This window comes from Microbacterium sp. LjRoot205, assembly GCF_056175745.1.
The window spans coordinates 278,698-290,556 of the sequence record NZ_JBGFFH010000004.1; the positions used below are offsets into that span (position 1 = coordinate 278,698).

Sequence of the window (11,859 nt, forward strand, 5' to 3'; positions counted from 1 at the left end):
CTCAGGCATCGATCGATTCACGCGAGAGCCGGTCGGACGACTCGATGATGAACTCGCGACGAGGAGCGACCTCGTTGCCCATCAGCAGTTCGAAGACTCGGCCGGCCGCTTCGGCATCCTCCATGCGCACGCGGCGCAACAGGCGTCCGCCACGATCCATGGTGGTCGTGGCGAGCTGCTCCGCGTCCATCTCGCCGAGACCCTTGTACCGCTGGATCGGCTCATGCCAACGTTTACCCGACTTGCGGAGCTTTGCAAGCAGCGCGTGCATCTCCTGCTCGCTGTAGGTGTAGATCGTCTCGTTGGGCTTGGAACCCGGGTTCATCACGATCACACGGTGCAGCGGTGGCACTGCGGCGAACACGCGACCGTGCTCGATGAGAGGACGCATGTACCGGTAGAACAGCGTGAGCAGCAGCGTGCGGATGTGAGCGCCGTCGACGTCGGCATCGCTCATCAGGATCACCTTGCCGTACCGTGCGGCGTCGATGTCGAAGCTGCGGCCCGAACCCGCGCCGATCACCTGGATGATCGAGGCGCACTCGGCGTTGGAGAGCATGTCGCCCACCGACGCCTTCTGCACGTTGAGGATCTTGCCGCGAATGGGCAGCAGCGCCTGGAACTCGCTGTTGCGGGCGTTCTTCGCGGTGCCGAGAGCGGAGTCGCCCTCGACGATGAACAGCTCGCTGCGCTCGACCTCGTTGGTGCGGCAGTCGACCAGCTTGGTCGGCAGCRTCGACGACTCGAGGGCGTTCTTGCGCCGCTGGGTCTCTTTATGGGCTCGCGCAGAGACGCGAGCCTTCATCTCGGCGACGACCTTGTCGAGCAGCTGCGTCGCCTGACTCTTGTCGYCGCGCTTGGTCGAGCTGAACCGCGCCGCGAGATCCTTGCGAAGCACCTGGGCGACGATCTGGCGCACGGCGGGCGTGCCGAGGATCTCCTTCGTCTGACCTTCGAACTGCGGTTCGGGGACGTTCACCGTCAGCACAGCGGTGAGCCCGGCGAGGACGTCGTCCTTCTCGAGCTTGTCGTTGCTGCCGACCTTCAGTCGGCGTGCGTTCTGATCGACCTGCGAACGCAGCACCTTGAGCAGCTCCTGCTCGAAGCCCTGCTGGTGCGTGCCGCCCTTGGGCGTGGCGATGATGTTGACGAAGGACCGCGTGGTCGTGTCGTAGCCGGTGCCCCAGCGCATCGCGATGTCGACGGCGCAGACGCGCTCGACCTCGGTGGCGATCATGTGGCCGTCGGCCTGCAGAACCGGAACGGTCTCCTTGAACGTGCCTTCGCCCTGAATGCGCCAGGTGTCGGTGACGGGCGCGTCGTTCGCGAGGTACTCGACGAACTCCGAGATGCCGCCGTCGTACCGGTACGACGTCTCGATCGGCTGCCCCTCGACCTCCGAGCCGTTGGCCGCGCGCTCATCGCGGATCACGAGTTCCAGCCCCGGAACGAGGAAGGCCGTCTGACGCGCGCGGGTAACCAGGTCGTTGAGCTGGAACGCAGCATCCTTCGTGAAGATCTGGTGATCCGCCCAGTAGCGGATGCGCGTGCCGCTCGTGCCGCGCGGCGCCTTGCCGACGACCCGGAGCTCGCTCTTGTCCTGGAACGGCGTGAACTTCGCGTCCGGTCGCTTCTCGCCGCTGTCGGCGAAGAGTCCGGGCTCGCCACGGTGGAACGACATCGCGTAGGTCTTGCCGCCGCGGTCGACCTCGACGTCGAGGCGCTCGGAGAGGGCATTGACGACGGAAGCTCCGACGCCGTGCAGACCGCCGGAAGCCGCGTAGGACCCGCCGCCGAACTTGCCGCCGGCGTGCAGCTTCGTGAAGACGACCTCGACGCCGGTCAAGCCCGTGCGCGGCTCGACGTCGACGGGGATGCCCCGGCCACGGTCGTGCACCTCGACGCTGCCGTCATCGTGCAGGATGATGTCGATCTTCGAGCCGTTGCCCGCGACGGCCTCGTCGACGGCGTTGTCGATGATCTCCCAGAGGCAGTGCATCAGGCCCGGGGATCCGTTCGAACCGATGTACATACCGGGACGCTTGCGGACGGCCTCGAGCCCTTCGAGCACCTGGAGATGATGGGCGGAATACTCGGCGGTCACAATCTCCGAGTCTATTCGCGATGCCCCGGCTGCAGCCGCAGACACTCCCCGCGAACCCCTACGAGGCGTCCCGCGCGTACGCGCTGAGCGAAACACGCCGCAAACCGGGCATGTGTACACCGTCAGCGTGGTTGTATTGAACACGCCCAACCAGCGAACCCGACACTCAAGGAGGCACCATGATGAACGCAACGACCGAACGTGAAACCTCCGCCGTCGAGTTCCGCCTGACCGCCATGGATCGCTGTGATTCATGTGGCGCTCAGGCCTACATCGCCGCCGAGGTCAACGGCTCCGAACTCCTCTTCTGCGCACACCACGGACGCAAGTACGAAGAGAAGCTCCGCAGCATCGCAACGAGCTGGCACGACGAGACCGCTCGCCTGATCGACTGATCAGCTGCGGTCACATCCGCCTCGGAGCCCGTCATCTGACGGGCTCCGCATTCGTTAAGGGGTGCTCACCCGTCGGATGCGAGCGGTGAGTCGGGTGAGGATCTCCTCACCGACGGTGTCGATGCGCTCGGCGAGGGTCGTCGCGCTCGACTCGCCATGATCTCCTGCGCCGAACATCCAGACCGAGTCGCCGATCCGCATTCCCGGCCACCCCTCGACCACCGAGGTCACCGCGTCGATGCGCAGAAGCTCGCGAGCCCCCGCGAGGGTGCCGACTCGGGCCCCTGCCAGCGTCGACGGGATGCCGTCGAATGCGCCGATGCCCACCACGGCGTCACCGTCGACGATGTCGACGACCGTCGCAGTGAGCTCCGCGACCGGTGCCACCCCGGCAAGATCGGGGCCGTCCGCCGAACGGACGCCGTAGCAGAACGCTCCGATCCGCGACACCGAGCCGCGAAGCTCGGGGCGCCACCAGGACGCGGCGGATGCCGTCAGGTGCAGCGCCTCGGGTGTCGCACCCGACTGCTCCGCCACGCGCACGGCGTCGAGGAAAAGGCTCTGAGCCTCGTCGTCCTCGTCATCGCTCGCCTCGGCGAGATGGCTCCAGATTCCCACGAGCTCCAGGTGCCCTGCGGCCTCACCGGCGCGCACCTCGGCGATGGTGCGTTCCCACTCGGCCGGAAGCAGCCCGTTGCGATGCAGACCGGTGTCGATCTTCAGATGGATCCGCGCCCGCAGTCCCCGTCGCGCAGCCAGCGCCGTGATGCGCGACAGGTACTCCGCTGATCCGACTCCCAGGTCGATGCGTGCGCGCAACGCTTCGTCGACCTCGTCATCGGTCGAGGTGGCCCATGCGAAGATCCGCCCCGTGTCACCCAGCACGCGTCTTGCCTCGACACCACTGCGGACGTCGTACGCCCCGTACCAGTCGACGCCCATTCCTCTCGCGGCCTCCACGGCCCAGCGCAGACCGTGACCGTAGGCGTCGTCTTTGAGCACGATCATCAGCGCCGACGGAGCGATGCGATCGCGCACGGCACGGATGTTCGACCTGAACCTCTCTGTATCCACGCGCAGTTCCGGACGGCTCACGCCTCCCACCCCCGCTCCGCGTGGGAGCCTGCGACGGTGACGAGCTCGGCGATCGTGAGTCCTGTCACCGCGCCCCATCTCGCGAGGGAGGGAGCGGCAGGTCCGCGCCCTCCGAAATAGGTGGCATCGGCTCCGGTGGCGACGGAGGCAGTGCCTTGCAGATCGATCACGCACACGTCCATCGCGACGCGCCCGATGATCGGCCGTTGCACGCCCTCGATCTCGACGTGGGCGGCGTTGCCGAGAGCACGGACGATTCCCTGCGCGTATCCGCCGGTGACCAGTGCGGCAGTCGTATCGCGCGTCGCTCGATGCGTGTAGCCGTAGGAGACCGCGTCTCCGGCGGCCAGCGGCTTGGTGGAGAGCACTCTGCCGACCAGGCGCATCACCGGCCTCGTCCGCAGAGTTCCGTCAGGGTCAGGCAAACCGTAGAGCAGGAACGGGTCGATATCGGCATCGCCGTCCGTCACCGCGTCGATGCCCTCGAGCGCCAGCGCCTCCGCCTCTGTGGCGTAGTCGACCCGCACGGAGGCCGCTCCGGCCGCGACGACGGCGTGAGCGACAGCGAGCACTCCGTGCCCCCAGGCATCCCGGCGAAGGTCGGCCACGCGGCCCCCGGCGGCGACAGCGGCGGTCGATGCGGCCGCCAGCGCCGACCGCGAGATCATCGCGCGCGGACGAGAACTCGAAGTCTTCTCACACACGTTTCCAGCCTAGCTCCGCCTTCTCAGGATGCCCTGCGCACCCACCGTAGACTGGAGGGGACCCCGAACTTGGAGATCCATGTCACGCTTTTCCCTCGCGCCCCGCGTCCGCTACCTGCTGGCGCGCGCCCGCCGCATCGACGTCGCCTCGGTCATCGAGAGGGCCAAAGAGGCGTCATCTCAGCACGGCAAGGCGGTGCCGCTCGTGGTCGTCGACATGCTGTGGTCCGCCGGGCGACACAACGTCGGGTTCCAGGACTACATCGACTACGACTTCGCGATCCTCACCAAGGCGGAGCGCGACACGTTCATGACCCACCCGGTGTCGAACGAGATCTCCCAGAAGTACGACCACCCGGACTACCGCCACCTGTTCCACGACAAGGCGGAGTTCAACGCCGTCTTCGACGCATTCCTCAAGCGCGAATGGATGCTCATCACCGAGGGCAACGCAGACGAGCTGCGTGACTTCACCGAGCGCCAGGGGACGATCGTCGTCAAGGAGACCCACGGGCAGGCGGGCACCGGTGTGCACCGCTATCACGCCGCCGACGTCACCGACTGGGACGCGTTCCATGCCGAGCTCCTGTCGAAGAAGCAGGTTCTCGTCGAAGAGGTCATCCGCCAGCACGCCGATCTCGCGGCCGTCTGCCCCGGAACCGTCAACACCACGCGCATCACCGCGTTCTTCGATGGCGAGAAGACGCACATCCTCGCGATGGCTCAGAAGTTCGGACGCGGCGCGGTGAGCGACCAGATGAGCTTCGGCGGCTTCTACACGATGCTCGACGAGAGCGGTCACTCCGTGGGCTCCGGATACGACTCCCACGGTCACGTGCACGTCACGCACCCGGACTCCGGCTTCCCCATCGCCGACTTCCAGCTGCCGTTGATGGATGAGGTCCGCGAGTTCGTGGATCAGGTCGCTCGTGTCGTGCCGCAGATCCAGTACGTCGGCTGGGATGTCGTGGTCACCCCCGACGGTCCGGTTCTGGTCGAGGGCAACTGGGGTGCCGGCGTGTACGAGAACAAGCCGAGCGTCACCGGCATCCGCACAGGGCACAAGTCGCGCTATCAGGCCGCGATCGGATTCTGACCGCACGACAGGAATGCAGAAGGCCCGGATGCTGAGCATCCGGGCCTTCTTGCTGCGACGTGCGACTCGAGGAGTTCAGACCTCGCGGACGATGCCCATGGGCGTCGACTGCGTGGCCTGTCCGAGCGGGTTGTCGCCCAGGATCTGAACGAGTCGACGCTCGCCTGCCTTATCGAGCGTCGAACCGAGGATGTTGCCGCCGATGTCGTTGATGTCGACGACGGCCACTTCGAGGTTCCCACCGAGCATCTTCTTCAGGCGCACTGCGACCTCGCGCGGGTTCTTCGGGCCGAGCACGACTGCCTGGTTGTACGGCGGGATCGTGTTCTTCGTCGGGCCGTCGATCGCACGGGCCTTGTCGCCGGCGATGCGGTAGAAGTCGCCTCGGCGCCCGAAGGCCTTGGTGATGACCGAGACACCGGCAGCGAACAGGATCCGCAGGGTGCCGCACTCGCGCAGCGCCATCTCCATGGTCTCCGGCATTCCGAGACCGATCCCGTAGGAGGTGCGGACGACGTATCGCGAGAGGAATCGTGCGAGAGGTCGCGGCGAGATCTCGTCGAGCCGGTACGACCGACCCTGCGTGATCGCCACGATCTTCTCGGTCACGAACAGCAGGTCGCCCGGCTGCACCGCATCCTTCGCGTACTCCATGACGACCGACTCGAGGTCGTCATCGGGCATGACGACGCGCGTCCGCAGGGGGATGCGCGCGTAGCTCTTGCCGTCGACGCTCGCCTCGAGCGCCTTGCCCTCGTTCGCCTGCATCACTCGAGGTAGTCCCGCAGCGACTGCGAGCGGCTCGGGTGGCGCAGCTTCGCCATCGTCTTCGACTCGATCTGACGGATGCGCTCACGCGTCACGCCGAACGTGTCACCGATCTGGTCGAGCGTCTTGGGCTGCCCGTCACCGAGTCCGAAGCGCATCCGGATGACACCGGCCTCGCGCTCGGACAGCGAGTCGAGCAGCTGCTCCAGCTGGCGCTGCAGCATCGTGAAGCCCACGGCGTCGGCCGGGACCACGGCCTCGGTGTCCTCGATGAGGTCGCCGAACTCGCTGTCCCCGTCTTCACCGAGCGGAGTGTGCAGCGAGATCGGCTCGCGGCCGTACTTCTGCACCTCGACGACCTTCTCGGGCGTCATGTCCAGCTCGCGGCTGAGCTCTTCGGGCGTGGGTTCGCGACCCAGGTCCTGCAGCATCTGGCGCTGCACGCGGGCCAGCTTGTTGATGACCTCGACCATGTGCACCGGGATGCGGATCGTGCGGGCCTGGTCGGCCATGGCACGCGTGATCGCCTGACGGATCCACCAGGTGGCGTACGTCGAGAACTTGAAGCCCTTGGTGTAGTCGAACTTCTCGACCGCGCGGATCAGGCCGAGGTTGCCCTCCTGGATCAGGTCCAGGAACTGCATGCCGCGACCGGTGTAGCGCTTGGCGAGGGAGACGACGAGACGCAGGTTGGCACCCAGCAGGTGGCTCTTCGCACGCTGGCCGTCGCGGGCGACCCACTGCAGGTCGAGTCCGAGCTGGCTGGCCTTCTCGGCAGCAGTCATCGTGGAGAGCTTCTCCTCGGCGAACAGCCCGGCCTCGATGCGCATCGCGAGCTCGACCTCTTCGGCCGCGTTCAGCAGGGCGACCTTTCCGATCTGCTTCAGGTAGTCCTTGACAGGGTCGGCGGTCGCACCGGTGATCTGCGTCGAGTAGACGGGCACGTCTTCGTCGTCATTCGACGAGATGACGATGGCACCTGTCGGCAGAGGCTCAGTGAACTTCGGCTTCGAGTCCTCGTCGTCCTCGTCGGGCTCTGCGGCGGGAGGAGTCTCGTCGTCTTCGACGATGTCTTCGGCCTTCTTCTTCTTCGCGGGCGCGCGCTTGGCGGCGGCCCGCTGCGCTGCCGTCTTGGGGGCCGGCTTCTCAGCCGCCTCCTCGACGGGAGCGTCGACCTCGGGAGCGTCGGCGGTCTTCTTCGTCCGGGTCTTCTTCGTCGTGGCAGGAGTCACGTTTCGCCTTTCACGGGGCCGCTCGCAGGCCCCGGAGCATTTCGGACACTAGTAAGACCCTTGTCAAGTCAGATCTCCGGAAAGATCGATTGACAACGGGTCAGACTCCTAGTATCGCACACGTGTGGGCATGCCGGTGCAATCGCCCGAAGTTCGCGCCTTCGACGTCAGCCTCGACCCGGTTTGTCCTCGTCGCCGCTGGGGCGAGAGGCGAGATAGCGCTCGAGCTCTGCAGCCAGTTCGTCAGCGCTCGGCAGGTCGCGCTCGTTGAAACCACCCTCGTCGTACGACCCGTCCTCGGGGTCACGGCCGGCCATATAGGCGTCATACCGGCGCTCGAGCCCCTGCACCATCTGCTGCAGCTCGTCGTTGCCGATCACCTGATCATCGACGCGGGTGCGATAGTCCTCTCGGCGTTCCTGCACCTCGTCGAGCAGGATCACCAGGCCGGTCGCGGCCATCAGCTTCTCGGCCGCCGCGATCACGGCGTCGGGGTTCTCGGTCTCGGCGAGGTAGTGGGGCACCAGCAGCACGAAGCCGACGACCCGCTCGCCGTGCTCGGCGAAGCGGAACTCGAGGAGGTGGCCCGCGGTCGCCGGCACCTGCGTGCGCGGACGCCAGACGGAATGCGCCACGGTGAGCTCGCGCCTGTTGCCGCTCACAGTCGTGCCGATGGGGCGGGTGTGCGGCACGGGCATGGCGATCGAGTGCACCCAGTTGAGCCCTGACACCTCGAATTCGTCGGCGAGTTCGAGCACCGTGCGCGCGAACTCGTTCCACGCGAAATCGGGCTCGTACCCGGCGAGGAGGAGGAACTTCTGGCCGAGAGCATCGGTCGCGAGCGACAGTTCGAGCCGTGCGGGGCGGAACTCGGTCAGATGGTCCTGATCGAACGAGATCACCGGGCGACGCGCGCGGTAGTCGAGGAGCACGTCGTTGTCGAAGACCACGACCGGCTGGGGAGAGGTCGTCTCGCGCAGGTGCTCGATGAGCCCCGAGACGGCGTTGCCTGCGTCGGTGAAACCCGTGAGGAGCAGGACCAGGGGCAGTCCGCGCGGCACGACCGGCGCGTTCGCTACACGTTCATGTATCTCTCCGGAGAAGGGCATGAGTCAATGCTACGAGCAGCGTCGGACGGCCGGGCGGTGACCTTCAAGCTGAGAGCGAACACCCGCTCGGCGACCGGACACGCGGCCGACCTAGGATGGAGTCATGACGCTTCCCGCGCTCTCGCGCACCTCAGATCAGTTCCCCGGAAGCGCTGCAGACGCCGCAGTGCTGGTCATCCCCGAGATCTCGGACTCGACGGAGTCGCTGAACGGCTATCCCGGACTCACCGAATCGCTGCAGGGCATCGGCTTCACCGGTTCGGCGTCCGCCTTCACCCGTGCCTATGCCCCCGAGGTGACGACTCTGCCGTTCGCCGTCGTCGGTGTCGGGCGCGCGCCGGACGCCCAGGCAGTGCGCAACGCGGTGGGCGCCGCTCTCCGTTCACTGACCGGCTTCGAGACGGTGTCCGTGGCATTGGCACCGGGCCTCGAGGAGTTCGCGGCAGCCGCCGCAGACGGTGCAGTGCTCGGCGCCTACCGGTTCGAGGGGTACCGCAAGGAATCGGGCAAGAGTCGCGCCTCCTCAGTCCTGTTGCACGCAGAACTCGACGACGCCGCCCTCTCCCGGTCGATCGCCGTCGGCGAGGCAGTGGCCCTGGTCAAGGACCTCGTGTTCGTCCCCGCCGAGTGGCAGAGCCCCACACAGCTCGCGCAGAGCGCGGCAGACAGTGTCTCGGGTCTGGCAGACGTCACCGTCGAGATCCTCGACGAGGACGCCCTCGCCGAGCAGGGATTCGGCGGCATCCTCGGCGTCGGTCAGGGCTCCGACAGGCCTCCGCGCCTCGTCCGACTCGACTATGCGCCCGCGAAGGCGACACGCCACATCGCCCTCGTCGGCAAGGGCATCACATTCGACACCGGCGGACTCTCGCTCAAGCCGGCAGCCTCGATGGTCGGGATGAAGTTCGACATGGCGGGCGCAGCGACGAGTGTCGCCGCGCTGCGCGCGATCGCCGCCCTCGGCCTGCCCGTGCACGTCACGGCCTGGCTCTGCATCACCGACAACATGCCCTCCGGGCGCGCACTGCGTCCCGGCGACGTCATCCGCATCCTCGACGGCACGACCGTCGAGGTCCCGAACACGGATGCCGAGGGCCGCCTGGTCATGGCCGACGGCCTCGTGGCCGCCAGCCGTGAGAACCCCGACGTCATCATCGACGTCGCTACTCTCACCGGCGCGATCGTCATGGCACTCGGACACCGTCACACCGGTGTGTTCGGTGACGACGCCGCGGTCGCCGAGTTCCTCACCGCCACCGACGCAGCCGACGAACTGGCCTGGCACATGCCGCTCCCGGCGTACATGGAGGACTCGCTCGACTCCCCCATCGCCGACATGCAGAACGCGAACATGAGCGATCGCATGGGCGGGGCCTCGTATGCCGGTCTCTTCCTGCGCCGCTTCGTCGGCCGCGTCTCGGAAGAGAAGGACGCCCCCCGCATCCCCTGGGTGCACCTCGACATCGCCGGTTCCGGCGAGCACAACGGGGCGCCGTACGGGTTCACCGACAAGGGCCCCACAGGAGCGATGGTCCGATCGATCATCGCGTTCGCCGAAGCATCCCACAAGGAGGCATGACCATGACCACGCACACCTTCGACATCGTCGTCCTGGGCGGAGGCAGCGGCGGATACGCCGCCGCCCTGCGTGCGAGCGAACTCGGCAAGTCCGTCGCGCTCATCGAGAAGGACAAGGTCGGCGGCACGTGCCTGCACCGCGGCTGCATCCCGACGAAAGCGCTGCTGCACGCGGCAGAGGTCGCCGAGCATGTGCGAGATGCCGCGCATGTCGGCATTTCGGCGACTCTGGAGGGAATCGATCCCGCAGGTGTCCGCGCCTACCGCGAGGGAATCGTCGCGAAGAAGTACAAGGGTCTCGAGGGTCTGGTGAAGGCTCGGGGCATCACGACCGTCGCGGGCTTCGGCCGCCTGAACGCCGACCGCTCGGTGAGCGTGGGCGATGACGTGTACGTCGGCACAGACGTGGTCCTCGCCACCGGCTCCTACAGCCGGACTCTTCCCGGGCTCGAGATCGGCGGCCGGATCCTCACCAGCGAGCAGGCGCTGTCGCTCGATGTCATCCCCGAGCGGGTGCTGGTGCTCGGCGGAGGCGTCATCGGCGTCGAGTTCGCCAGCGTGTGGCGCTCGTTCGGCACCGAGGTCACCATCATCGAGGCACTGCCCCACCTCGTCCCTAACGAGGACATCGCGATGAGCAAGGGACTCGAGCGGGCCTTCCGGCGCCGCGGAATCCAGTATTCGCTCGGCGTCCGCTTCCAGAATGCGACTCAGGACGACAGCTCGGTCACCGTCACACTCGAGGACGGCAAGGAGTTCACCGCCGACTACCTGCTCGTCGCTGTGGGGCGCGGACCCGTCACGGCCGACCTCGGCTTCGAAGAGGCGGGGGTGACCCTCGACCGCGGCTTCGTCACCGTCGACGAGGATCTCCGGACCGGTGTCCCCGGAGTGTGGGCCGTCGGGGACATCACACCCGGGCTGCAGCTCGCGCACCGCGGGTTCCAGCAGGGCATCGCGGTCGCAGAACGCATCGCCGGGCTCTCCCCCGCACACGTTCCCGACATCCAGATCCCGAAGGTCACCTATTCGAGCCCCGAGGTCGCCTCCGTCGGCGTCACGGAAGAAGCGGCCGTCGCCGAGCACGGCGCGGATGCCGTGGTGGCGTACGAGTACAACCTCGCAGGGAACGGCAAGAGCGAGATCATCGGCACCGGCGGGCTCGTGAAGGTCGTCCGACGCAAAGACGGCCCGGTCATCGGCGTCCACCTGCTCGGCGACCGTGTGGGCGAGCTCATCACCGAGGGCCAGCTGGCCGTCGCGTGGGAAGCCCACCCCGAGGACATCGCCCCCCTGATCCACGCGCATCCCACGCAGAGCGAGGCACTCGGAGAAGCCTTCCTCGCCCTCGCGGGAAAGCCGCTGCACGCCCTCTGAACACCAACCGGTGAACAGTTCACTAAGCTAGACACGCGTCATTTAACTTCCTGAAGGAGACTCAGTCATGAGCACATCCGTCGTCCTCCCCCCTCTCGGCGAGAGCGTCACAGAGGGCACCGTCACCCGCTGGCTCAAGCAGGTGGGAGACACCGTTCAGGCGGATGAGGGCCTGCTCGAGATCTCGACCGACAAGGTCGACACCGAGATCCCCTCTCCTGTCACCGGTGTGATCGAGGAGATCCTCGTCGCCGAGGACGAGACCATCGAGGTCGGCGCGCTGCTCGCGCGCATCGGCGACGGCAGCGCCTCCGCTCCGGCAGATGACGCCCCCGCGGCCGCTGCCCCCGCCGCCGAGGAGGTCCCCGAGCCGGCCGCGCCGCAGGCCGAGGCTCCCGCAG

11 protein-coding genes are annotated in these 11,859 nt (G+C 67.1%); 5 read left to right on the forward strand and 6 right to left on the reverse strand.

The window, feature by feature from the left end; translation table 11 throughout:
• Nucleotide 1: 1 nt before the first annotated feature.
• A complete protein-coding gene (locus AC04ME_RS11420; RefSeq protein WP_475435032.1) occupies nt 2-2,104 on the reverse strand; it encodes a DNA gyrase/topoisomerase IV subunit B in 2,103 nt (700 codons plus the stop codon).
• Nucleotides 2,105-2,286: 182 nt separating this feature from the next.
• Here AC04ME_RS11420 and AC04ME_RS11425 point away from each other — a divergent pair, with 182 nt between their 5' ends.
• Nucleotides 2,287-2,499, forward strand: coding sequence for a DUF7455 domain-containing protein (locus AC04ME_RS11425; protein WP_042540282.1), 213 nt, complete (start codon nt 2,287-2,289; stop codon nt 2,497-2,499).
• A 54-nt stretch (nt 2,500-2,553) separates the two neighbouring features.
• Here AC04ME_RS11425 and AC04ME_RS11430 read toward each other — a convergent pair whose 3' ends face one another.
• Together AC04ME_RS11430 and AC04ME_RS11435 are read right to left on the reverse strand one after the other, a co-directional pair.
• Nucleotides 2,554-3,603 carry an alanine racemase gene (locus tag AC04ME_RS11430; protein ID WP_475435034.1) on the reverse strand — a complete coding sequence of 350 codons (1,050 nt, stop codon included), beginning with the start codon at nt 3,601-3,603 and terminating at the stop codon, nt 2,554-2,556.
• Nucleotides 3,591-4,298 (reverse strand): alanine racemase, encoded by a 708-nt coding sequence (locus AC04ME_RS11435; RefSeq protein WP_228385508.1) that lies wholly within the window; start codon nt 4,296-4,298, stop codon nt 3,591-3,593. The genes AC04ME_RS11430 and AC04ME_RS11435 overlap by 13 nt, the downstream gene beginning before the upstream one ends.
• A 79-nt stretch (nt 4,299-4,377) precedes the next feature.
• On the opposite strand from AC04ME_RS11435, the gene AC04ME_RS11440 reads away from it, so the two are divergent.
• Entirely contained in the window at nt 4,378-5,394 is a 1,017-nt protein-coding gene (locus AC04ME_RS11440) for a sugar-transfer associated ATP-grasp domain-containing protein (RefSeq protein WP_475435036.1), read from the forward strand.
• A gap of 75 nt (nt 5,395-5,469) precedes the next feature.
• Here the strand turns inward: AC04ME_RS11440 and AC04ME_RS11445 are convergent, their stop codons facing one another.
• From AC04ME_RS11445 to AC04ME_RS11455, 3 genes are all read right to left on the reverse strand, one after another.
• Nucleotides 5,470-6,162, reverse strand: a complete 693-nt coding sequence (locus AC04ME_RS11445; RefSeq protein ID WP_194285925.1) for a coenzyme F420-0:L-glutamate ligase — start codon at nt 6,160-6,162, stop codon at nt 5,470-5,472.
• Nucleotides 6,162-7,394 (reverse strand): RNA polymerase sigma factor, encoded by a 1,233-nt coding sequence (locus AC04ME_RS11450; RefSeq protein ID WP_042540194.1) that lies wholly within the window; start codon nt 7,392-7,394, stop codon nt 6,162-6,164. Before AC04ME_RS11450 ends, AC04ME_RS11445 begins: the two co-directional genes overlap by 1 nt.
• A 167-nt stretch (nt 7,395-7,561) precedes the next feature.
• Entirely contained in the window at nt 7,562-8,503 is a 942-nt protein-coding gene (locus AC04ME_RS11455) for a proteasome assembly chaperone family protein (RefSeq protein ID WP_079112880.1), read from the reverse strand.
• Between the two features lie 103 nt (nt 8,504-8,606).
• Between AC04ME_RS11455 and AC04ME_RS11460 the strand changes: the two genes are divergently transcribed.
• From AC04ME_RS11460 to AC04ME_RS11470, 3 genes are all read left to right on the forward strand, one after another.
• Nucleotides 8,607-10,082 carry a leucyl aminopeptidase gene (locus AC04ME_RS11460; protein WP_455904990.1) on the forward strand — a complete coding sequence of 492 codons (1,476 nt, stop codon included), beginning with the start codon at nt 8,607-8,609 and terminating at the stop codon, nt 10,080-10,082.
• A 2-nt stretch (nt 10,083-10,084) separates the two neighbouring features.
• A complete protein-coding gene (gene lpdA, locus AC04ME_RS11465) occupies nt 10,085-11,458 on the forward strand; it encodes a dihydrolipoyl dehydrogenase (protein ID WP_309688856.1) in 1,374 nt (457 codons plus the stop codon).
• Nucleotides 11,459-11,525: 67 nt separating this feature from the next.
• The coding region (locus tag AC04ME_RS11470) for a biotin/lipoyl-containing protein (RefSeq protein ID WP_475435040.1) at nt 11,526-11,859 on the forward strand (334 nt) is incomplete at its 3' end.